This window comes from Rahnella sp. RcJ3 (genome assembly GCF_009498575.1).
GTDB lineage: Bacteria > Pseudomonadota > Gammaproteobacteria > Enterobacterales > Enterobacteriaceae > Rahnella > Rahnella aceris.
In genome coordinates this window covers 61,225-82,681 of record NZ_QSNX01000005.1, presented here as the reverse complement: position 1 = coordinate 82,681, position 21,457 = coordinate 61,225, and the positions used below count along the sequence as shown (strand labels likewise).

The following is a 21,457-nucleotide window of genomic DNA, read 5'->3' as shown; positions in this document are numbered from 1 at the left end:
TTGTCATGACCTCTTATTTATTACTTTTTGTCGGCACTGTGCTGGTAAATAACTTCGTACTGGTTAAGTTTCTTGGCCTGTGCCCGTTTATGGGCGTTTCCAAAAAACTGGAATCCGCTATCGGTATGGGTCTCGCCACCACATTTGTGATCACCCTGTCGAATATCTGCTCGTGGATCGTCAACACTTTCGTTCTGATGCCGCTGGGGCTGGTCTATCTGCGCACTATGGCCTTTATTCTGGTGATCGCGGTTGTTGTACAGTTCACCGAAATGGTGGTGCGCAAAACCAGCCCGTCTCTGTACCGCCTGCTGGGCATCTTCCTGCCGCTTATCACCACCAACTGCGCTGTGCTCGGCGTGGCGCTGCTGAACATCAACCAGCAATTCAACTTTATGCAATCTGCGCTGTACGGTTTCGCCGCGTCACTGGGCTTCTCGCTGGTGATGGTGCTGTTTGCCGCTATCCGTGAACGTCTGGTGGTGGCTGACGTCCCCGCACCGTTCAAAGGTTCTTCGATTGCGCTGGTCACGGCTGGCCTGATGTCATTAGCCTTTATGGGCTTCACAGGTCTGGTGAAATTCTAATGTTTGAATTATGGGTAGCGATTGGCGCGCTGACCGCTCTGGCGCTGGTTTTTGGCCTGCTGCTGGGTTACGCCTCGCGCCGCTTTGCCGTGGAAGGCAACCCGGTTGTCGATCAGATTGACGATATCCTGCCGCAAAGCCAGTGTGCGCAATGTGGCTATCCCGGCTGCAAGCCTTACGCCGAAGCGGTCGCCAATGGTGACAACATCAATAAATGCGTGCCGGGCGGCGAAGCCGTCATGCTCAAGCTGGCGACCTTGCTTAACGTTGAGCCGCAGCCGATGGGTGAAGACGCCGCGGCTGCTGTACCGGTGCGTAAAGTCGCCTATATCGACGAGAGCAATTGCATCGGGTGCACCAAGTGTATTCAGGCCTGTCCGGTGGATGCCATCGTGGGTGCCACCCGCGCCGTACACACCGTGATTACTGATTTATGTACCGGCTGTGACCTGTGCGTCGCGCCGTGCCCGACGGACTGCATCGAAATGCTGCCAGTAAAAACCACCACCGCAAACTGGAAGTGGGATTTGAAATCCATTCCGGTTCAGGTCATCCATGCGGAGTAACATGTTTAATCTGTTTGCGGCGCTCAAAAAAGACAAAGTCTGGGACTTCGACGGCGGTATTCATCCGCCGGAAATGAAGACTCAGTCGAGCCACGTTCCGCTGCGCAACGTGCCGCTGCCTGAGCGCTTTATCATCCCCCTTCAGCAACACCTTGGCCCTGAAGGCGAGCTGTGTGTGAAAGCCGGCGACCCTGTGTTAAAAGGTCAGCCGCTGACCACTGGCCGTGGCCGTACCGTGCCGGTTCACGCGCCGACGTCGGGCGTGATCACGGCCATCGAACCGCACATCACCGCGCACCCTTCCGGTCTGAAAGAACTCTGTGTGCTGATTGAAGCCGACGGCCTTGATACCTGGTGCGAACGCGAATTCATTGCCGATTACCGCCAGCTTTCTGCTGATGAACTGAATCAGCGCATCAGTCAGGCCGGTATTGCCGGGCTGGGTGGCGCAGGCTTCCCGACCGCCAGCAAATTAGCCGGTGGCCTGACATCGACCCGCACACTGATCCTCAACGCGGCCGAATGTGAGCCTTACATCACTGCCGATGACCGGCTGATGCAGGAACATGCCATGGAAATTCTCCAGGGCACGCGCATCCTCTGCCACATGTTGCATCCTGAACGGGTGCTGATCGGCATCGAAGACAACAAACCTGAAGCGATTGCCGCGCTTAAAGCCGCGATCAGCGCTGAAATCTCCGACGGAGTGCGTTTCGAACTGCGGGTCATTCCGACCAAATACCCGTCCGGCGGTGCCAAACAGCTGACCAAAATCCTGACCGGCCTCGAAGTGCCGAAAGGCCATCACTCGTCGTCCATCGGCGTACTGATGCAAAACGTCGGCACCGTGTTTGCCATTAAACGCGCAATCATTGACGGCGAACCGTTGATCGAACGCGTGGTCACGCTGACCGGCGAAGCGATGGCAAAACCGGGTAACGTCTGGGCGCGTCTGGGCACGCCGATTGAACACCTGATGCAGGAAGGCCAGTTACAACCGCAGGGCGATAAAAAGATGGTGATTATGGGCGGCCCGCTGATGGGCTTCACCCTGCCATCGCTCAATGTGCCTGTGGTCAAAATTTCCAACTGTCTGCTCGCGCCGTCTGACGCCGAACTGGGTCAGCCGGAGCCGGAAGAAGCCTGTATCCGTTGCAGCCTGTGCGCGGAATCCTGTCCGGCCGGTTTACTGCCTCAGCAACTTTACTGGTTCAGTAAAGGCGAAGAACACGAAAAAGCGCGCAAGCATAATCTGTTCGACTGCATCGAATGCGGCGCCTGTGCGTATGTCTGTCCGAGCAATATTCCGCTGGTGCAATATTACCGTCAGGAAAAGGCCGAAATCCGTGCCATCGATGCAGAGACTGCCCGGGCCACCGAAGCCAAAGCCCGTTTCGAAGCCAAACAGGCGCGTATGGAACGTGAGAAATTAGCGCGTGAAGAGAAACATCAGAAAGCGGCAGTGAAGCTGGACGACGTCGCAGCAAAAGAAGTACCTGTCGCTGAAAAAGCCACGGAACAACAGGCCGAAGCCGATCCGCGCAAAGCGGCGCTGGCCGCTGCCATTGCCCGTGCGAAAGCGAAGAAAGCCGCCGCTGAGCAGGAAATCCCGGTGGCTTCTGAGCCGGTGCCTGAAACGCCGCCATCTGCAGAAGACGATCGTAAGGCCGCCGTGGCAGCCGCTCTTGCCCGCGTGAAAGCGAAGAAAGCCAGTAATAACGGCGTTGTCGTGGAAGCCAAAGAAAGCGAACTGAACGTTGCACCACAGCCCTCCGCTGACGACGATCGCAAAGCTGCTGTCGCCGCCGCCATTGCCCGCGTGAAAGCCAAAAAGGCCGCTGCTGCGCAACCTGCGGGCACTGAAGAAAACGTGACAACGTCACCTGCACAGCCTTCCGCAGACGACAAACGCAAGGCGGCGGTGGCGGCTGCCATCGCGCGTGCCAAAGCCAAAAAAGCCGCTGCGCTGAGTGAAGCGCAGGACGCTGAACCGGAAGAAAAAGAAACATCACAACAAGAAAGCGATCCACGCAAAGCCGCTGTAGCGGCTGCGATCGCCCGAGTTAAGGCCCGTAAAGCCGCTCAGACAATGTCGAACGAGGAATAGATGGCCTTCAGGATTGCAAGTTCACCTTTTACGCATAATCGCCAGAACACCAGTACCATCATGATGATGGTGATTCTGGCGTGTATTCCCGGCCTGCTCGCTCAGGTCTGGTTCTTCGGTTACGGCACGCTGATTCAGCTGACGCTCGCTATCGTCATTGCCCTGCTGGCAGAAGGCGCGGTGTTACAGTTGCGCAAACTGCCGGTGAAAAAACGCCTGGGCGATAACAGTGCCCTGCTGACAGCCGTTTTGCTGGGTATCAGCCTGCCGCCGCTGGGCCCGTGGTGGATGGTGGTGCTCGGCACGATTTTCGCCATCATCATCGCCAAACAACTTTACGGGGGTCTTGGTCAGAATCCGTTTAACCCGGCCATGGTAGGTTATGTGGTGCTGCTGATTTCTTTCCCGGTTCAGATGACAACCTGGCTGCCGCCGGATGTTTTACAGCATCATCACGTCGGATTCACCGACACGCTGCTGACCATTTTCACCGGCCATAACAGTCAGGATCTGACCGCGTATCAGTTGAACATGAACGTGGATGGCGTGACGCAGGCGACACCACTGGATGCATTTAAAACCGGTTTGCGCTCCGGCCATACCGCCGATCAGATCCTCGGGACGCCGCTGTTCAGCGGCACACTGGCCGGTCTCGGCTGGCAGTGGATTAACCTCGGATTCCTGGCCGGTGGCCTGTTCCTGATGTGGCGCAAAATCATCAGCTGGCATATTCCGGCCGCCATGTTAGGCATGCTGGTCATTTGCGCAGGTATCGCGTGGGGTCTGGCACCGGAAAACTATCCTTCACCGCTGATCGGACTGTTCTCCGGCGCGACCATGCTGGGCGCGTTCTTTATTGCCACGGATCCGGTGACAGCATCCACCACCCCGAAAGGCCGCCTGATTTTCGGGGGACTGATTGGTTTACTGGTGTGGCTGATCCGCAGTTACGGCGGTTATCCGGATGGTGTCGCTTTTGCCGTTTTACTGGCCAATATCACCGTGCCGCTGATTGATCACTACACACAACCACGCGTTTACGGGCATCGCTGAGGAAGAATTATGTTAGCTACAATGCGACGCCACGGCCTGATTCTGGCTTTCTTTGGCGCACTGATGACCGGTATGACGGCACTGGTCAACCTGATGACCAAGCCGACCATTGAACATCAGGCGCTGTTACAGCAAAAAACGCTGTTTGATCAGGTGATCCCGGCCAGCGTGTACGACAACGATATGCAAAACGAATGTTACAACGTCACTGATGAGTCACTTGGCAGCATGGCACCGCACCGTCTGTATCTGGCGCGCAAAAATGGTCAGCCGGTGGCTGCCGTGGTTGAAACCACCGCGCCTGACGGCTATTCCGGTGCGATTCAGTTGCTGGTGGCGGCTGATTTTCATGGCAAAGTTTACGGTTCCCGCGTGCTGGAACAGCACGAAACGCCGGGGCTGGGTGACAAAATTGAAGTGCGCATTTCCGACTGGATCAAACATTTCGCCAATCAGACCGTCAATGGTGCAAGCGATGAGCGCTGGGCGGTGAAGAAAGACGGCGGTATGTTTGATCAGTTTACCGGTGCGACCATTACACCGCGCGCCGTCGTCCGCTCGGTAAAACGTACGGCGCTGTTTATCGGGACGGTACCGTCTCAGCTTTCCCACCTCACCCCTTGTGGAGCCCGTGATGAGTGAAGCCAAAAAGATAATCGTTCAGGGTCTGTGGACCAATAACTCCTCGCTGGTGCAGTTGCTGGGGCTTTGTCCGCTGCTGGCCGTGACGTCGACTGCCACCAATGCCCTCGGTTTAGGGCTGGCGACCACGCTGGTGCTGACCTGTACCAACGCCATGATTTCCGCATTCCGTAAGTGGATCCCGGATGAAATCCGCATCCCGATTTACGTGCTGATTATCGCCTCGGTGGTCAGTACCGTGCAGATGCTGATCAACGCCTACGCGTTCGGTCTGTATCAGGCGCTGGGGATTTTTATTCCGCTGATTGTGACCAACTGCATTGTGGTCGGACGTGCCGAAGCCTGCGCCGCCAGCAGCCCTGTGCATCTGGCTGCCCTCGACGGTGCGATGACAGGTCTCGGGGCAACCTGCGCAATGTTTGTGCTGGGTTCAATGCGTGAAATTCTCGGCAGCGGCGTGCTGTTCAATGGCGCTGATTTGTTGCTCGGCAGTTGGGCGAAAGTGCTGCGCGTCGAAGTGCTGCATCTGGATAACCCGTTCCTGCTGGCAATGCTGCCGCCGGGCGCATTTATCGGCCTCGGTCTGCTGCTGGCCGGCAAATATCTGATTGATCAGCGTATGAAAGCACGGCAAGCGGCACAGCACGTTGTGGCGGAAGAAAGTCTGCCAAAGGGAAGCGTTCATGAATAAGGAAAAACGCACCGAAATTCTCAGCCGTTTGCGCGATAACAATCCGCATCCCACTACCGAACTGGTGTATACCACCCCGTTCGAACTGCTGATTTCGGTATTACTTTCTGCGCAGGCTACCGATGTCAGCGTGAACAAGGCGACAGCAAAGCTGTATCCGGTCGCCAACACGCCGGAATCGGTTCTGGCGCTTGGCGTGGACGGCGTAAAGGAATACATCAAAACCATTGGCCTGTTTAATGCCAAAGCGGAGAACGTGATTAAAACCTGCCGTATTTTGCTGGAAAAACACCATGGTGAAGTGCCGGAAGACCGCGCCGCGCTTGAAGCGCTGCCTGGCGTTGGCCGCAAAACCGCCAACGTAGTGCTCAATACCGCCTTCGGCTGGCCGACCATTGCCGTGGATACGCATATTTTCCGCGTCTGTAACCGCACGAAGTTCGCGCCGGGTAAAACCGTGGATGACGTCGAAGAGAAATTGCTGAAAGTGGTTCCGGCCGAGTTCAAGCTCGACTGCCACCACTGGCTGATCCTGCATGGCCGCTATACCTGCATTGCACGTAAGCCGCGGTGCGGGTCATGTTTGATCGAAGATTTGTGCGAGAGTAAAGAGAAGGTTTATGCGGAGTGAAAGGGGATTCCCTTTGGATCCCTTTAAATGGCTTTAAATGGCTTTAAAAGCTTTAAATAGAATTGAGTAAATTTCGGTTTCTCAATAACGGTTATCACACGGCCTTTCGTGCCGAAACCGACCAGAGGGGAAAGGCTTTTCCCCTCTGAACTCCCCTCGCTTTTTCAAACATGTGATCCGCGCGCTGGCTATGTTTCAGCAACCGCAGCGACAGGCTGGAAATCTTGCCGCTGCGCGGTTCCTTCGTTTCGGGATTGCAGCCTATGGTCTGCAACCTCTCATTCAGCAAGCTTTCTGAATCGCCCGCAGGATCTTAAATTCAAAAAACAAAATTACTCTGTTTTAGAGAGTTCAATGGCGTGCTCAAAATCCAGCTGAACGGAGCGGCTTCGAGACCTGTGGCTCGAAGACCGAGAGAAGGTAGTGCGCAGCACCTGGATTTGCGCCACTCATCAATACAGCAGAACATGTCCCTTGCGCCAGCGGAGCGCGCAGTGAAAAAGCGCGGAGTCCAGAGGCCCGCGCGTTACCGGGTCTCTGGTCGGTGTGGGCCGATGCCCACGGTGTTGACCTTGAATTTGAATTTGAAGTTAAAAGCCGCCATTGCAGCGGCCTCTGCAATCAAATAAACGATTTCGCCTGCTTCAGCACCACATCACAGGCTTTGGTTTTCACTTTCTCTTTCACCTGCGTCAGCCCGCTCCCCAGATTATTCAGATCCACACTTTGATCTTTACCGGTTTTCAGCAAACCACCCAGACCCTGCTGATAATCCTGGCTTTCAGCACCCGCTGCCGTCTGGATGCCCAGCTTGCTCAGCAACTGATCTTTCACATTCTCAGTGCTGGCTTTGGAAAGTACGTTGTTCTTCACGCAGTACTGCAACACACCTGCGACGTTGTTCGCGCTGGTCGACGTCAGGGCACTGTCGCCGCCACTGAGCAGCGAGGTCAGCGAAGATGTGGTACCGGCAGAACCGGTTTTGCTGCTGGTGCCATTCAGTCCTTCGTTGGCGGCCTGCTGCAGTTGTCCCAGAAGATTATTCGAGGCCTGTGCACCTGCTGAAAGCAAAATACCCGCAGAGGCCAACGCCAGAACAACGGCTTTCAATGTTTTCATGTCTTACTCCATCCATTTCACATAAGTATTGCGGCAAAGCTTGGGCTGAAAGTTTCATTACATCAATAGGAATACCGGACAGAACGTCTTTATTGCGCCACATTTGACGACTTGTTAAGCGCCTGCTGCGCCAGCCAAAGCCCGGCGGCGGTGAAGAAATGCTGCGCCAGCGGCGTTGCCCTGCCCGCTTCGGCGACGACCAGCGCGGCATGACGACTCATCGGCGTGATATCCAGCGGGCAACGTTTCAGTGCAGGATGCATTTCATCAATCAGATGTCCACGCGGCACCAGCGCACAGCCAATTCCGACAAACACGCCCTGCATCAGCTGGAAAATAGACGTGCTTTCCAGCCGCGGATGCAGCTCAAGTCCGGCCTGGCGGAAGAAATTATCCAGATACCGGCGGAAATAGCGGCTCGGTTCAGACAGACACAACGGCAGCGCGGCAACCTGTTCGGCGGTTATCCGTTCAATGCCCTGTAACTGCGGAAAATGATCCGGGTGATACACCACGTCAACACCGCCGTCATCGAGCGGCACCAATTGGAAGCGCAGCTCATTGAGCGTCGAGAACTCAAAGAAACCGATACCGACATCCACCGAATGGCTGCTCAGCGCTTCAATCAACTGATCAGCACTGACTTCTGCCACGCGGTAATCCAGCCCCGGATGCGCTTCGCTGACCGCCTTAATCAGTTGCGCCAGCGACACGCTGCATTGCGGCATCACGCCGATACGCAAGGTCCCGCTCATGCCCTGTTTCAGCGATTCGACTTCCAGTTTCAGGCCTTCATAGACAGCCACGATTTCCCGCGCCCAGCTCAGCACCCGCAGACCTTCTGCGGTAAAACCTTCGAAGTTATTACCGCGATTGATCAGATTCAGGTCGAGCTCTTTTTCGAGGTTTTTGAGACGCATCGACAGCGTCGGCTGGCTGACAAAGCTGGCTTCCGCCGCCCTGCCAAAATGCCGTTCGCGTTCGAGGTTACAGAGATAGATAAGTTGTTTGATATCCAATTTATTTTCTAATTCAGCCGGTTGTTATGCCTTATCGATTGCTGCTGATTATAAGCCAAAGTCATGATAATGACGCAGCGGATTAAAACCGGCTAAGGCATCCTGACGTTGTTTGCGGGCGCGACGGGCCAGTGCATAGGCCGGATCGCCGTTGAAACCGTGGAATCCGCCCGGATAGATGCTGAATTCCACCGGCACGCCAGCGCGGATTAACCGGCGGGCATAGTCGATGTTTTCATCGAGGAACAAATCAATTGAGCCGACGCCAATCCAGGCCGGTGGTAATCCGCTCAGATCCTCTGCGCGGGCAGCCGCAGCGTAGCAGGAAATATCCGGCAAACCGGCTTCGTGACCGAGGTAGGCGTGCCAGCCGAAACGGTTGTCCTCGCGCGTCCAGGAGAATTCGCCGGTCACCGGATTCGGGGTGGGATCGGTCACGGTGCGGTCGTCGAGCATCGGATACATCAGGTTTTGAAACGCCAGTGTCGGACCGCCCCGGTCGCGGGTCAGCAGCGCCAGAGAGGCCGCCAGCCCGGCACCGGCGCTGTCACCCATCACACCGATATGTGCAGGGTCAATACCCAACGCCTCTGCCTGTGCGGTCATCCAGATCAGCGCGGCATAACAATCTTCCAGCGGGCCGGGGAATGGCGTTTCCGGCGCGAGACGGTAATCCACCGATACAATGACGCAGTCGTGCTGTGCCGTCGTCGGGCGGGTCAGCGGCATCGACTGTTCAGGGCTGCCCAGCACATAACCGCCACCGTGAATATGCAGAATACCCATCCGGCCTTTCCGTTCATGCTGCGGCGAAATCACCACGACACGCACCGCTGGCGCATTTTCGCCACCTGAAATGTGATGCTGACTAACCGTTACCGGCAACCCGTCATCCTGTAACAGACTTTCCAGCGCCGCCGTCTGACGTTGCTCGCGCATGGCAGGCAGAACGGAGGCTGTAAGCACACGTTCTGGCATCAGATCCAGTAACGGGCGCAGTTCGGGGTCAACAAGGTGGGCAGTTTTCATGGCGGGATCCATTTATCCGTTTATCGTCCCGTCATTTATAACGCCTTGAGCCGGTTTTAAAAAGTCTGAATTGTTATTGCTTATGACTGATTACGTTCAGATTTTTTAGGAGGTTAAGCCCATAAACCCGTGAATACCCATATAAATCCCCACCAGCGCGATCAGCACACTGGAAAAATAAGGCGCCCGGCGCGCCAGCGTGTTTAAACCGCTCCAGCGTTTAGCCGCCTGGCGGACACTGACGGCAGCCGCCACGCCTACAGTTACCAGCGTCAGCGCCAGTCCGATGCTGAAACACACTACCATCGTCGCTCCCAGCGCCAGTTGTTTAAGCTGGATGCAGATCAGCAGCACGGTAATGGCGGCCGGGCACGGGATCAGCCCGCCGGTCAGACCGAAAAATAAAATCTGCCCGTTAGTCACTTCCGTGCTGGCAAAACGTCGCTCAATATCGCTGGCGTGCGCCAGTTCATGGGCGTCCTGATATTCCTGCGGCGACAGGCTGATACGCTTCATGCCGCGCAGGTTATTAAGTCCCCGGGGCTGAACGTGACGCTGAACATTCGCATGCGTGCGGGAATGTCCGTGATGATGGTCATGATCAGCATGATGCCCGTGCGCGTGCTCCTTCTTCCAGAGTTGTTCACCACGAAATGTACGCCAGAACATCCATGCCGCCGTGCCCAGGATGATGACCGCAGACACCAGTTGCAACCACGGCTCGACAGCCTCTGCGGTGAACCGGTTGCTGAGATACATGCCGCCAAACGCGATGATCCAGACAATCGCAGTATGCGAAACCGTGGCCGCCAGCCCCAGTAAAATAGCCTGCCGGACAGTGCCTTTAATCGCAATGATAAAGGCGGCCATCATGGTTTTCGAATGGCCGGGCTCAAGCCCGTGCAAAATCCCCAGCAATATGGCGCTGGGTATAAAGATCCACGCATTTCCCTGCTGTAAAAGGGTAGAAAAGTCATTCATGTTAATGATTCCCGATAAGGTAGGTGCTGGGATTCTACTCCCCCCCAGTATTAAATACACCCCCCCAGTATCCACAAAATGATATGATCGCGCCGTCATTGGTGTCACGGAGGAAGTGAGATGTCCCATACCATTCGCGATAAACAGAAGCTGAAAGCCCGTACCAGCAAAATTCAGGGTCAGGTGGCGGCGTTAAATAAAATGCTGGATGAGCCCCATGAATGCGCGGCTGTTCTGCAACAAATTGCCGCGATCCGCGGCGCAGTGAATGGCCTGATGCGGGAAGTGATTAAAGGCCATCTGACTGAGCATATTGTTCATGAAGAAGATGTTGTGAAACGTGAGGCCGATCTGGACGTCGTACTGAGCGTGCTGAATTCTTACGTGAAATAACCTCCTGTGCCGCAGGTCTGATCACGCCAAAAGGGGCCGAAGCCCCTTCTTTATATTTCCGTCACTGAGTATCGTGATTAGCTTTTGACTTGTTTGGTGGCAAAACCTTTGTTTAGTTTGCGCCAGTACACCAGCCAGGTGATCAGCGCACAGACCACGTAAAACACCAGGAAGACTTTCATCGCGCCAGCCGGTGAACCGGTCAGCGCCAGTGAAGTCCCGAACGCTTTAGGAATAAAGAAACCGCCAATCGCGCCGATTGAAGAGATAAAACCGAGCGCCGCAGCAGTATCCGTCACCGCTTCACGCAGCGCTTCATCATCGCTGGCGCCACGCGCTTTAGCCTGGTCGGTAGTGAGTTTGCGGAAAATCACCGCAATCATCTGGTAGGTGGAGCCACTGCCCAAACCGGCCGTCAGGAACAGCACCATAAATACCGCGAAGAATGCCGGGAAGTTGCCGCCCGCGCCGCCGACCGGCAAGGTCAGGAACAGTAAACCGGCAAAAATCGCCATGACGATGTAATTCACCAGGGTTACGCGAATACCGCCAAGGCGGTCTGACAGCATGCCTCCCGCAGAACGCGCCAGCGCGCCAAAGAACGGGCCGAAGAAGGCGAATTGCAGGATGTTAACGTCGGGGAACTGGGTTTTAGTCAACATCGCAAAACCGGCGGAGAAACCGATAAACGAGCCGAAAGTCGCCAGATACAATATGCTCATGATCCACAGATGACCGCGTTTCAGCACCGGCAACTGCTGGCGGATTGAGGCTTTAGAAGACGCCAGATCGTTCATACCAAACCAGGCAGCAAGCGTACCGATGATCAAAAAGGGTACCCAGATCCACGCCGCATTTTGCAGCCACATGTCCGCACCGTTCGCCAGCGTTTGTTTATCGCTGAAAGCCGCAAACACACCCAGGGAGATGACCAGCGGCGCAACCAGTTGCATCACACTCACGCCCAGATTACCCAGACCACCATTGATCCCTAATGCGCCGCCCTGCTTCGCTTTCGGGAAGAAGAAGCTGATATTGGACATGCTCGAGGCGAAGTTTGCTCCACCGAAACCGCACAACAGCGCAATGATCAGGAAAACGTTATACGACGTGCTGGTATCCTGCACCGCAAAACCCAGCCACAGGCACGGCAGCACCAGAAACACGGTACTGATGGCTGTCCAGCGGCGGCCGCCGAACAGTGGGATCATAAAGGAGTAAGGCACGCGTAACAGTGCGCCGGACACGGACGGAATAGCGGTCAGCATAAACAACTGATCCGTGGTGAAGTTAAAACCGACTTTATTGAGGTTAACGGAGACCAGGCTGAACAGCATCCAGACGCAGAACCCCAGCAACAAACAAGGCACGGAAATCCATAAATTACGGCTGGCCACTTTATGCCCGGTCTTTTCCCAAAAGGCCGGATCTTCCGGACGCCAGTCCTGCAGCAGGCGTGACGGTTTTTCCGTCGGTGAAGCTGATGTGTGTGACATGTGTACCTCGGTGGCAACGCATTGTTGTTGTAATGATTAAGTTATGTCGCACACACTAGGTAGAGCCCCGCTTCAGGATGTTGATACAAATCAACGCAATCGCAGGTGGATAATGCAGGAAAAATGACCATGAATCCTTTGTGAGTATCCGGTGAAAAAAGAATAAACTGCTAGTATTCATAAAGTTGATGAAGAAATATTCTTTCATCTAATGAAGGTATAAATCAGATGGAAATAAAGGAGTAACCATAAAGAGGTATAGGGAAACTTCCTCTGATCATAAAAAATGCCCACTCTGTACAGGCTGGCGTCAGCCCGGCACGGTATCCGCAGCTTTCGATATAGGTTCAGGAAATACTATTCATGTTTAAACGCGCACTGCCTTCTTTGTCGCTCATCAGCCAGATCACATTGCTGATGCTGCTGCTCGGCCTTCTGGGCATTGGCGGAATGAGCATGGCGGCGTGGATGGCGGGCAGTATCGAAGGCAACGCCCATGCGATTAATAAAGCGGGTTCCCTGCGTATGCAGAGTTACCGGCTGTTATCGCAGGTCCCTCTGAGCGAAACCAGTGCCCGTTATATCAGCCAGATGGAAGCTGACGAAAGCAGCGCCGATTTATTACAGGCGGTAGAGCGCGAAAATCTGCAACCGCAGTTTCTGGCGTTACGTCAGTACTGGCAAACTACCCTGCGCGACCAGCTTCTGGCGGCTAAGCATCCGCAAGATGTATCAGCCAATATCGCCGTATTTGTCGGCCAGCTTGATGTGCTGGTCGCCGCACTTGAGTACAAAACCGAATACCATCTGCAACAGATTTCGCTGATTCAGCGCGGGCTGGTGGCGGTCACTGTATTACTGATGGCGCTGACCATCTGGTTCCTGCGCCGCCATCTGTTAACGCCCTGGAAAAGCCTGCTCGCACAGGCCAGCGCCATTACCGCCGGGGATTTCAGCCACCGCTATCAGCGCAAACGTGTGGCGAATGGCGATGCGCATAATGAAATGGATATTCTCGGCGATTCGCTTAACAGCATGTCGCTGGCGCTGGCGGAGATGGTTGATAATCTGGCGCAGCGCGTGGCAGAAAAAACCGCCGACCTGCAACAAAAAAATCAGATGCTGGATTATCTGTACCGTGTGAGCCGTCAGCTTCACACCAGCGACCCGCTTGAGGTGCGCATGGAGCCGGTGCTGAAAGAGTTACAGTCACTGACTCCGCTGAGCGGCATTCAGTTACGGCAATACGAAAATAACAGTGTGGAAGTGTTCAATGAATTTAGCCATGCTTCACCCCGTCAGCCTGACAGCCCTAAGGTCGGTGAACATGCGGATGACGGCGGCGAATCCCTGAGCTGGAGCCTGCGCGACGATCGTGAAAATTACGGTGTGTTGCTGGCACAGTTGCCGCCGGGCCAGTATCTGGATGACGATCAGCAGCAACTGCTACATACCCTGCTGGAACAGCTCACCAGCACCCTGATGCTGGCGCGTCAGGCAGAACATCAGCAGCAGTTAATGCTGATGGAAGAACGCTCAGCCATCGCCCGCGAACTGCACGATTCGCTGGCACAATCGCTGTCGTGCCTGAAAATTCAGGTGGCCTGCCTGCAAATGCACGCTGACACGTTCTCTGAAGAAGATAAAAATCTGTTGCAGCAAATGCGTGAGGAACTGAGTACCGCTTATCGTCAGTTGCGGGAACTGCTGACCACGTTCCGACTGACGCTCAATACTCCCGGCCTGCGTGCTGCGCTGCAACATACCGTGGATGAATTCTCGCGCCGCATGGGTTTGTCCATCGGTTTTGATTACCAGATCCCGCCGCGTTCCGTGCCGGCCAATCAGGGTATTCACCTGCTGCACATCGCCCGTGAAGCCCTGAACAATGTTTACAAACACGCTAACGCCACGCAGGTATCGCTTTCACTGCACTGTCATGAGGGCGAAATCAACATGCGTATTTGTGACAACGGCGAAGGTATTTCACAGGACGTCGAGCGACAAAATCATTATGGCCTGATCATCATGCAGGATCGCGCCAGTACCTTACACGGCAGCTGTCGGGTCGCCCGACGCCCGGATGGCGGCACAGAAGTCACGGTGCGTTTCCGTCCGGAAGCCCTGCCTGTCAATCCCCAGGAGCAAGTATGAACGACATCACCCCTTCCACTATTTTGCTGATTGACGATCATCCTATGCTGCGTAACGGCGTGAAACAGCTGATCGCGCTGGACTCGCGTCTCAAGGTCATTGGCGAAGCCAGCAATGGCGAACAAGGCGTTGAACTGGCGAAACAGCTCGACCCGGATCTGATCCTGCTGGATCTGAATATGCCGGGCATGAACGGGCTGGATACCCTCGACAGCATGCGCCAGACCTCGCTTTCCGGTCGTATCGTGGTATTCAGCGTGTCGAATCACGAAGATGACGTGGTGACAGCCCTGAAACGTGGCGCGGATGGTTATTTACTGAAAGATATGGAGCCGGAAGATTTGCTGGCCGCGTTGCATAACGCCGCCGCCGGGAAGATGGTGCTGAGCGAAGCGCTGACGCCGGTGCTCGCCGCCAGCCTGCGTGAAAGCCGCCCGAGCGGTGACCGCGATATTCAGTCCCTGACGCCGCGCGAACGCGACATCATCAAACTGATCGCTGAAGGTTTACCGAACAAAATGATCGCCCGCCGGTTGAATATCACCGAAAGCACGGTGAAAGTGCACGTCAAACATCTGCTGAAAAAAATGAAACTCAAATCCCGCGTCGAAGCGGCGGTATGGGTGTTGCAGAGTAATGTGCTTTAACAAGGTGTTAGCCTTTAACCCCCCCTCCCTGCCTCCCCCTTTGCTGGGGGAGGAGCAAAAAGCCAGACCATCAGTGCAGTGGCTCGATCAGAAATTCAGCCCCGCGTCGTTGCCGTATTGCGGTTGCGCAGTCAGCGGCGGGGATACATTGAGGGTGATCCAGTTTGACGTCACTTTCTGCGATTTACTGTCTTCCACGGTCACCGACAGACGATAAATGTTGGTGGCGTCCGGGGAATCATCCCACGGCGGCACAATCACACTCCAGCCATCGGGATTACGGTTATTCGCGGGTGGCGTCAGGCTCAGCGCCTGCGTATCGCCCTGCCAGCTCAGCGCCACCACTGAATTCAGCGCGCGCAGTTGCAGTTTCAGCGGCACAGTTTCACCCGGCTGCAATGACCACGGCGGCGTGGCTAAAAACACCGACAAGGTTTTACGCTGTTTGAATTCCATCACCGGCATATTATTGCGATCAACCATGTCCATGCGGCTTCCGCGCAGCGAGCGCGCTGCCGCGACATTCCGGAAAGACAATTGTTGATCCAGCGGCACACCCAGCCGGTAATTGAGGGTCAGCTTAACCACATCCTGATTATCGCCATCCTGCCCGGCCTGATGCTCGGCCATCACCGTCACCAGCGGTACCGGTGTGTAATTCACGCCAAACGACACCGCCGAGGGATTACTCTGCCGCGTGCCGTTGCCGAACAAATCCACCTGATGACCGAAATACTGCTCATAACTCAGCGAAGCCCCCAACTGGCGGTAGAACGGTAAATAGCCTTTGGTGGTGATGTCATAGCCACGCGCCTGACGGCGCAGTTGCGCAGACGTACTGCTGTCGGCTTTATAGGACGAAAACGGATGATAATAATTGGTGGAGAAACGCAGGTAATCTGTCCAGGCTTCCGCGCCCAGACTGCCGCGCGTCAGCTGATGATCGAAATCGTTATCCACAAAAGCGTTATATCCCAGCATCCACGCGCCGGTGTTGAAGCGCTGGCCCAGGCCGAAATTACCGACAGTGGCATCCGTCTCGCTTTGCAGGCCAATCTGGCTGTAAACCAGATTGGTTTGAGAATTATATAGCGGGCTGAAAAGCCGGCCGGAGCTGCCGTCAAGATTACGCCCGGTCATATCCAGTGAGGTGCTCACTGTTCCCAGCGGCGAAAGCAAACTGCTGGTTTCTTTTTGCACCAGTTTCGCGGCCTGACTCAACGCCAGCGTCTCCGCCTGCACACGCAGGGGATCATCGCTGTCCGTAGTGGTGGCTCCCAGCTCTTTCAGCGTGGTAGCAAGTTGTTTTTCAGTGGCCGTCGGTCCGGTATTGTTATGGATATACTGGCTGCCAAGGCTCGGTAACGTCTGAGACGGTTGGGTCGGGGTGCCATTGTTAAAAACAGAACTTTCGTCGCTGGCAGGCAGAAAACCGCTGAGGTTATAGCTGAGTGCGCCGTATTCGGTGGGTTCTGCCGTCAGCGCACTGGCGCTTACAGCATAGAAGGCGGTTCCCCCAGCCATCAGCAAAGAGGCGCAGGTCTTGCCTGCAAATCGCTTCAATAAATCAGAAAAAAAATCTGTGACGTCAGTCATACCTTACACATTTTGCCCGTAAGGTTTGATCTTACCGCACGGTCAGCATAATTCAACCTTCACGCCACGAACGGCCACATACATCATTTCCTTAAATGAAATCATGCCAATTCATTTCCATAGTGAATGCATGGATGATTTGCCGTCACATCACAAAAAATATCACCTAAAATAACACCAAAGATATCATTGCACACATTTGATAACATTTTTAACAAACCAACCATTTATCTTTACAGTCTGTTTTCATTTATCCTTAGCAGGTTAACGATTATCCCGACGCCACCCGACTGCCCTGGCAGAGTGCGTCCGGACCTTAAAGTGATGTATACCAACAGGGAACATAAATGAGCAAAAAAACCTTGCCCGGCGTGACCCGCAGACAAATTCTCTCCTTCACGGCCGCCTCCGCAGTACTGGGTGCCGCCAAAGCCGCAAATGCGGTGACGCTCAAAGGCACGCCCGTGTGGAGCCCCTTTGACGCCAGCCCGCCGCCGCAGATTGAGACCGATGGCTGGGCGTTCTTCACCGACGCCGAAGCCGCTGCTATGGAAGCTATTGTTGACCGTCTGGTGCCCGCCGATGACCTGAGCGTGGGCGGTAAAGATGCCGGATGCGCAGTGTTTATCGACCGTCAGCTGGCCGGATTCTACGGCACCTATTCCCGCCTCTACATGCAAGGCCCTTTCCAGGACGGTACACCGGAACAAGGTGACCAGTCACCGCTGGTTCCGCAACAGCGTTACCGTCTTGGTCTGGCCGCACTGGATAAATACACCCGGTCACAGCATCAGAAATTATTCAAAGATCTGCCCGGTGACCAGCAGGATCAAATCCTGTCAGGCCTTGAGAGTGGAAAAATTGCCCTTGATGGGATCGATTCCAAATTGTTCTTCGCCATTGCACTTAAGAACACGATGGAAGGTTTCTTCGCTGACCCGATTTATGGCGGTAACCGCAATATGGTGTCGTGGAAAATGCTGGGCTTCCCCGGCGCACGCTACGACTACCGCGAATATGTCGGCAAACATAACCAGAAACTCGATCTCGAACCGCTGAGCATTTCCGGCGGCGACGCATGGAAAATGAAAAGCTAAGGGCAGAACAATATTATGGCAAAAAAATTACCCAAAACCGACGTGGTGGTGATCGGACTCGGCTGGGCCGGCTCGATCATCGCCAATGAATTGTGCGACGAAGGTCTGAATGTGGTGGCGATTGAACGCGGTCCGTGGCGTGATACGGCGCGCGATTTCAACGTAGCCACCGTTACCGATGAATTGCGTTACAACACCCGTCAGGAACTGATGTTACGCACCCGTCAGAACACCATCACCATCCGCAACAATCCGGCGCAAACGGCTTTGCCGATGCGCGAATGGGGATCTTTCCATCCGGGTAACGGCACCGGCGGCGCAGGCAACCACTGGGCGGGGATCACCTTCCGTTTCCAGCCAGATGAATTCCGCCTGAAAAGCCATCTGACTGAACGTTACGGCGCGAACGCCATCCCGGAAGAGTTAGTTCTGCAAGACTGGGGCACCGACTGGGACGAAATGGAACCGCATTACGCCTCTTTCGAACGTCTGGCCGGGGTTTCCGGTAAAGCCAGTAACGTGAACGGCGAACATCATGACGGCGGTAACCCGTATGAAGGGATGCGCTCGATTGAATATCCGACCCGCCCGATGGATCAGCCTTACGGCCCGACACTGTTTGCTGAAGCCGCGCGCAATATGGGCTACAAAGCGTTCCCGGTGCCCTCTTCCCTGATTTCCGAGCCTTACACCAACCCGCTCGGTGTAAAAATGGGGCCCTGTACCTACTGCGGCTTTTGCACCAACTACGGCTGCGCGAACTATTCCAAGGCCAGCGCCATCACTACCGTATTACCGGCGCTGATCCGCAAGGAGAATTTCGAAGCCCGCACCAACTGTGAAGTGATGCAGGTGCTGACCGATTCCACCGGCAAACGCGCCACAGGCGTGGTCTATATCGACTCGTCCGGTGACGAGTGGGAACAACCGGCTGATCTGGTGATCGTCAGTGCCTTTACCTTCGAAAACGTCCGTCTGATGTTGCTTTCCGGTATCGGTAAACCCTATGACCCGGTCACCTTAAGCGGCACCACGGGCCGTAATTACGCTTATCAGACCGCCAACGGTGTACAGCTGTTCTTCGATGACAAAAACTTTAACCCGTTCATCGGTGCAGGCGCGGTCGGGATGGGCATCGACGATTTCAACAACGACAACTTCGATCACAGCGGTCTGGGCTTCTTTGGCGGTGGCAGTATCCGTGTCACACCCATCGGCGGTGCGCCCATCGGCTACCGCCCTGTTCCGCCGGGAACGCCGAAATGGGGAAGCGAATGGAAAAAAGCCACGGTCGCCAACTATCTCAGCTCGATGTCGATCGGCTGTGAGGCCAGCAGCTACACCACCAAAACCAACTATCTGTCGCTGGATCCAAACTATAAAGACCGTCTGGGTCGCCCGCTGCTGCGCGTGACCTTCGATTTCCCGGAAAACGATCTGAAAATGGCCGCGTATTGCACCGGTAAAGTGGCCGAAATCGCCAAGGCGATGAATCCGCGTCAGCTGGTCGCTAATCCGATGAAAGGCCACTGGAACGGTACGCCGTATCAGTCTTCCCACGTGGTCGGCGGATTTGTGATGGGCGCGGATCCGTCCACCAGCTCGGTAAACAAACATCTGCAAGTCTGGGATGTGCCTAATCTGTTTGTGGTCGGCGCGTCTGCCTTCCCGCAAAACCCGGGCTATAACCCGACCGGCACCGTCGGCGCGCTGGCGTTCAAAGCCGCCCATGCAATCCGTAACTACTATCTGAAAAAACCGGGAGAGATGATCGCATGAAAAAGTTAACCTCATTCTCACTCGGTTTACTGGCTTTGAGCATCAGCGGGCTGGCCCACGCGGCAGGCGACGGCTCTTTCGAACAGGTGGAACGTGGCCGGTATCTGGCAACGGTGGGCGACTGCGCCGCCTGTCATACCGCCTCCACGCCGGATGCCAAACCTTTCGCCGGTGGCGTACCGATTGAAACACCGTTTGGCCGTCTGGTCGGCGCAAACATTACGCCAGATGTGCAAACCGGTATCGGCAAATGGACGTTCGATGATTTCCAGCGCGCGATGTCCGAAGGCATCGGCCACGGCGGCAAACGTCTTTACGGTGCGATGCCGTTCACGGCCTACACCAAAGTAACCCGCGAAGATAACGCCGCCATCTGGGCATATCTGCAAACCCTGCAACCGGTGCATCACGAAGTCGAGACTAATCAGTTGCCGTTCCCGTTCAACGTGCGTACCAGCCTGATGGGCTGGAACTGGCTGAACTTCACCCAAGGCGAATTCAAACCGCAGATGGATAAATCAGCGGAATGGAACCGTGGCGCGTATATCGTTGAAGGTCTGGGACACTGCGGCACCTGTCATACACCGAAAAATATGATTGGCGGCGACAAGGACAGCGAGTTCCTGCAAGGCGCGGTGGTAGAAGGCTGGGTCGCGCCGGATATCACCAGCAACAAGCACACCGGCATTGGTAACTGGACGCAGGAAGAGCTGATGCAATATCTGAAAACCGGGTCTAACCGTTTCGATATCGCTTCCGGTCCGATGGCGGAAGAAGTCACCAATTCGTCTCAGCACTGGACGGATGCTGATCTCAAAGCCGTGGCGGTGTACCTGAAAGACAGCGGTCATGACAGCGGCAGCAAAGCCCCTGCACCGGTGAAAGCCGATGATAAGGCGATGGTGGCCGGGAAAAATATCTATGCTGACCGGTGTTCCGCATGCCATACGCCAGCCGGAAAAGGTCAGGAAGGTCTGTTCCCGCGTCTGGCCGATTCACCGCTCATCAACCAGACCAACGCCACCTCACTTATCCGCGTGGTGCTGACGGGCAGCCGTCCGGTGGCTACCGACAGCCAACCGACCGCGCCGTCGATGCCATCGTTTGATGCCAACATGAGCGATGCTGATGTCGCTAACGTGCTGACGTATATCCGTAACAGTTGGGGAAATGCCGCCGCGCCGGTTTCTGCCTCAGACGTGAAAGAGTTACGCGCAGAACTGAAGAAATAAGCAGGGATTTGCTGAAATGTTAAAGGCCGCGAGAGCGGCCTTTATTTTGAATGCATCACGGAGAAATCAGTGCCGGGGAGGCATCTGCATAATCTGCACTAACAGATGATCATTATTCTGGTTTAATTGCACCAGATGTTTGCATTCTACTTTTATTGCAGTGAGCTGTTCTTCAGTCAGCGAGTACGGCAGATTAATATCAATGCTGTACATATTCTGCTGCTCAGCCAGTTCAATCAGCCGGACAATATTGGTCTCGTCGCTGACCTGGGTGGAAACTACCTGTAAGGCCAGTGCGCGCAACGCTTCCTGCCTGGATTTTTCTTTTTTCGAACGGGATTTCAGAACCATGCCAAAGAACGGCATCACGCCATAAATAGCGTCGACAAAACTCCATTTCTTTTTGCAGGATGCGGACAAGTATTCCATGTAGTCAAAGGATGCTTGTTGACTGCGCGCATCGGGTACCAGGCGGTTTTCATTCATCCCCTCTTCCTCTTCCTGGTCAGGGTCAATCAATTATTTAATCAATGTATAACGCCGAAGATATTCAGCTATATAATGGCATAATTCACTAACACTTTGCCAGTCGCTTCCGGTGCTTTCCGTAACGGAAACTGACATGTTCTATTACGCTA

At 55.0% G+C, this 21,457-nt stretch carries 20 protein-coding genes; 13 read left to right on the top strand and 7 right to left on the bottom strand.

Annotated features, from left to right (window positions below; translation table 11 throughout):
• Positions 1–5 precede the first annotated feature (5 nt).
• Genes rsxA through nth form a run of 7 tightly spaced genes read left to right on the top strand, consistent with a single transcriptional unit; the run spans position 6 to position 6,277 of the window.
• Positions 6–587, top strand: a complete 582-nt coding sequence (rsxA, locus tag DXU84_RS08395; protein ID WP_013575431.1) for an electron transport complex subunit RsxA — start codon at positions 6–8, stop codon at positions 585–587.
• Positions 587–1,153 carry an electron transport complex subunit RsxB gene (gene rsxB, locus DXU84_RS08390; RefSeq protein ID WP_013575430.1) on the top strand — a complete coding sequence of 189 codons (567 nt, stop codon included), beginning with the start codon at positions 587–589 and terminating at the stop codon, positions 1,151–1,153. Before rsxA ends, rsxB begins: the two co-directional genes overlap by 1 nt.
• A gap of 1 nt (position 1,154) precedes the next feature.
• On the top strand, positions 1,155–3,260 hold the full coding sequence (rsxC, locus tag DXU84_RS08385; RefSeq protein ID WP_121019367.1) for an electron transport complex subunit RsxC: 2,106 nt from the start codon (positions 1,155–1,157) through the stop codon (positions 3,258–3,260).
• Positions 3,261–4,313 carry an electron transport complex subunit RsxD gene (gene rsxD, locus DXU84_RS08380; RefSeq protein WP_013575428.1) on the top strand — a complete coding sequence of 351 codons (1,053 nt, stop codon included), beginning with the start codon at positions 3,261–3,263 and terminating at the stop codon, positions 4,311–4,313.
• A gap of 9 nt (positions 4,314–4,322) precedes the next feature.
• Complete coding sequence (gene rsxG, locus DXU84_RS08375; protein WP_013575427.1) at positions 4,323–4,955, top strand: electron transport complex subunit RsxG; 633 nt, start codon at positions 4,323–4,325, stop codon at positions 4,953–4,955.
• Positions 4,948–5,646 (top strand): electron transport complex subunit E, encoded by a 699-nt coding sequence (locus DXU84_RS08370; RefSeq protein WP_119261603.1) that lies wholly within the window; start codon positions 4,948–4,950, stop codon positions 5,644–5,646. The genes rsxG and DXU84_RS08370 overlap by 8 nt, the downstream gene beginning before the upstream one ends.
• The gene (gene nth / locus DXU84_RS08365; protein WP_013575425.1) at positions 5,639–6,277 is read left to right on the top strand and encodes an endonuclease III; all 639 of its coding nucleotides are present in this window, start codon (positions 5,639–5,641) and stop codon (positions 6,275–6,277) included. The genes DXU84_RS08370 and nth overlap by 8 nt, the downstream gene beginning before the upstream one ends.
• A gap of 621 nt (positions 6,278–6,898) precedes the next feature.
• On the opposite strand, the gene DXU84_RS08360 is transcribed toward nth, so the two are convergent.
• From DXU84_RS08360 to DXU84_RS08345, 4 genes are all read right to left on the bottom strand, one after another.
• Positions 6,899–7,396, bottom strand: a complete 498-nt coding sequence (locus DXU84_RS08360) for a DUF2501 domain-containing protein (protein WP_112152218.1) — start codon at positions 7,394–7,396, stop codon at positions 6,899–6,901.
• An 89-nt stretch (positions 7,397–7,485) separates the two neighbouring features.
• Positions 7,486–8,415: a LysR family transcriptional regulator gene (locus DXU84_RS08355; RefSeq protein WP_013575423.1), complete on the bottom strand. Its 930-nt coding sequence runs from the start codon at positions 8,413–8,415 to the stop codon at positions 7,486–7,488.
• Positions 8,416–8,463: 48 nt separating this feature from the next.
• The gene (locus DXU84_RS08350) at positions 8,464–9,444 is read right to left on the bottom strand and encodes an alpha/beta hydrolase (RefSeq protein WP_153375403.1); all 981 of its coding nucleotides are present in this window, start codon (positions 9,442–9,444) and stop codon (positions 8,464–8,466) included.
• Between the two features lie 105 nt (positions 9,445–9,549).
• Positions 9,550–10,425, bottom strand: coding sequence for a nickel/cobalt efflux protein RcnA (locus DXU84_RS08345; RefSeq protein WP_153375401.1), 876 nt, complete (start codon positions 10,423–10,425; stop codon positions 9,550–9,552).
• A gap of 120 nt (positions 10,426–10,545) precedes the next feature.
• Between DXU84_RS08345 and rcnR the strand changes: the two genes are divergently transcribed.
• The gene (gene rcnR, locus DXU84_RS08340) at positions 10,546–10,818 is read left to right on the top strand and encodes a Ni(II)/Co(II)-binding transcriptional repressor RcnR (protein WP_013575420.1); all 273 of its coding nucleotides are present in this window, start codon (positions 10,546–10,548) and stop codon (positions 10,816–10,818) included.
• 77 nt (positions 10,819–10,895) lie between these two features.
• Here rcnR and DXU84_RS08335 read toward each other — a convergent pair whose 3' ends face one another.
• Positions 10,896–12,314 carry a NarK family nitrate/nitrite MFS transporter gene (locus DXU84_RS08335; RefSeq protein ID WP_153375399.1) on the bottom strand — a complete coding sequence of 473 codons (1,419 nt, stop codon included), beginning with the start codon at positions 12,312–12,314 and terminating at the stop codon, positions 10,896–10,898.
• Between the two features lie 363 nt (positions 12,315–12,677).
• On the opposite strand from DXU84_RS08335, the gene narX reads away from it, so the two are divergent.
• Both narX and narL read left to right on the top strand, forming a co-directional pair.
• Entirely contained in the window at positions 12,678–14,468 is a 1,791-nt protein-coding gene (narX, locus tag DXU84_RS08330; RefSeq protein ID WP_112198569.1) for a nitrate/nitrite two-component system sensor histidine kinase NarX, read from the top strand.
• Entirely contained in the window at positions 14,465–15,115 is a 651-nt protein-coding gene (narL, locus tag DXU84_RS08325; RefSeq protein WP_013575416.1) for a two-component system response regulator NarL, read from the top strand. The genes narX and narL overlap by 4 nt, the downstream gene beginning before the upstream one ends.
• Positions 15,116–15,202: 87 nt before the next feature.
• Here the strand turns inward: narL and DXU84_RS08320 are convergent, their stop codons facing one another.
• Positions 15,203–16,711 (bottom strand): YchO/YchP family invasin, encoded by a 1,509-nt coding sequence (locus tag DXU84_RS08320; protein WP_153375397.1) that lies wholly within the window; start codon positions 16,709–16,711, stop codon positions 15,203–15,205.
• A 347-nt stretch (positions 16,712–17,058) separates the two neighbouring features.
• On the opposite strand from DXU84_RS08320, the gene DXU84_RS08315 reads away from it, so the two are divergent.
• From DXU84_RS08315 to DXU84_RS08305, 3 genes are read left to right on the top strand one after another with little or no spacing between them, the layout of a single operon-like run.
• The gene (locus DXU84_RS08315) at positions 17,059–17,808 is read left to right on the top strand and encodes a gluconate 2-dehydrogenase subunit 3 family protein (protein WP_013575414.1); all 750 of its coding nucleotides are present in this window, start codon (positions 17,059–17,061) and stop codon (positions 17,806–17,808) included.
• Between the two features lie 15 nt (positions 17,809–17,823).
• On the top strand, positions 17,824–19,587 hold the full coding sequence (locus tag DXU84_RS08310) for a GMC family oxidoreductase (protein WP_013575413.1): 1,764 nt from the start codon (positions 17,824–17,826) through the stop codon (positions 19,585–19,587).
• Positions 19,584–20,819 (top strand): cytochrome c, encoded by a 1,236-nt coding sequence (locus tag DXU84_RS08305; RefSeq protein ID WP_126124863.1) that lies wholly within the window; start codon positions 19,584–19,586, stop codon positions 20,817–20,819. The genes DXU84_RS08310 and DXU84_RS08305 overlap by 4 nt, the downstream gene beginning before the upstream one ends.
• A 66-nt stretch (positions 20,820–20,885) precedes the next feature.
• Here the strand turns inward: DXU84_RS08305 and DXU84_RS08300 are convergent, their stop codons facing one another.
• On the bottom strand, positions 20,886–21,305 hold the full coding sequence (locus DXU84_RS08300; protein ID WP_013575411.1) for a hypothetical protein: 420 nt from the start codon (positions 21,303–21,305) through the stop codon (positions 20,886–20,888).
• Positions 21,306–21,457 lie beyond the last annotated feature (152 nt).

What these genes read in the sequence shown, in the direction of transcription:
- rsxB (WP_013575430.1), top strand. Translation starts at nt 587, where the DNA reads ATGTTTGAATTATGGGTAGCGATTGGCGCGCTGACCGCTCTGGCGCTG.
- rsxG (WP_013575427.1), top strand. Translation starts at nt 4,323, where the DNA reads ATGTTAGCTACAATGCGACGCCACGGCCTGATTCTGGCTTTCTTTGGC.
- DXU84_RS08305 (WP_126124863.1), top strand. Translation starts at nt 19,584, where the DNA reads ATGAAAAAGTTAACCTCATTCTCACTCGGTTTACTGGCTTTGAGCATC.
- DXU84_RS08335 (WP_153375399.1), bottom strand. Translation starts at nt 12,314, where the DNA reads ATGTCACACACATCAGCTTCACCGACGGAAAAACCGTCACGCCTGCTG.
- rcnR (WP_013575420.1), top strand. Translation starts at nt 10,546, where the DNA reads ATGTCCCATACCATTCGCGATAAACAGAAGCTGAAAGCCCGTACCAGC.
- DXU84_RS08345 (WP_153375401.1), bottom strand. Translation starts at nt 10,425, where the DNA reads ATGAATGACTTTTCTACCCTTTTACAGCAGGGAAATGCGTGGATCTTT.
- nth (WP_013575425.1), top strand. Translation starts at nt 5,639, where the DNA reads ATGAATAAGGAAAAACGCACCGAAATTCTCAGCCGTTTGCGCGATAAC.
- DXU84_RS08300 (WP_013575411.1), bottom strand. Translation starts at nt 21,305, where the DNA reads ATGAATGAAAACCGCCTGGTACCCGATGCGCGCAGTCAACAAGCATCC.
- DXU84_RS08350 (WP_153375403.1), bottom strand. Translation starts at nt 9,444, where the DNA reads ATGAAAACTGCCCACCTTGTTGACCCCGAACTGCGCCCGTTACTGGAT.
- DXU84_RS08320 (WP_153375397.1), bottom strand. Translation starts at nt 16,711, where the DNA reads ATGACTGACGTCACAGATTTTTTTTCTGATTTATTGAAGCGATTTGCA.
- DXU84_RS08310 (WP_013575413.1), top strand. Translation starts at nt 17,824, where the DNA reads ATGGCAAAAAAATTACCCAAAACCGACGTGGTGGTGATCGGACTCGGC.
- rsxD (WP_013575428.1), top strand. Translation starts at nt 3,261, where the DNA reads ATGGCCTTCAGGATTGCAAGTTCACCTTTTACGCATAATCGCCAGAAC.
- DXU84_RS08370 (WP_119261603.1), top strand. Translation starts at nt 4,948, where the DNA reads ATGAGTGAAGCCAAAAAGATAATCGTTCAGGGTCTGTGGACCAATAAC.
- DXU84_RS08360 (WP_112152218.1), bottom strand. Translation starts at nt 7,396, where the DNA reads ATGAAAACATTGAAAGCCGTTGTTCTGGCGTTGGCCTCTGCGGGTATT.
- rsxC (WP_121019367.1), top strand. Translation starts at nt 1,155, where the DNA reads ATGTTTAATCTGTTTGCGGCGCTCAAAAAAGACAAAGTCTGGGACTTC.
- rsxA (WP_013575431.1), top strand. Translation starts at nt 6, where the DNA reads ATGACCTCTTATTTATTACTTTTTGTCGGCACTGTGCTGGTAAATAAC.
- narL (WP_013575416.1), top strand. Translation starts at nt 14,465, where the DNA reads ATGAACGACATCACCCCTTCCACTATTTTGCTGATTGACGATCATCCT.
- DXU84_RS08315 (WP_013575414.1), top strand. Translation starts at nt 17,059, where the DNA reads ATGAGCAAAAAAACCTTGCCCGGCGTGACCCGCAGACAAATTCTCTCC.
- narX (WP_112198569.1), top strand. Translation starts at nt 12,678, where the DNA reads ATGTTTAAACGCGCACTGCCTTCTTTGTCGCTCATCAGCCAGATCACA.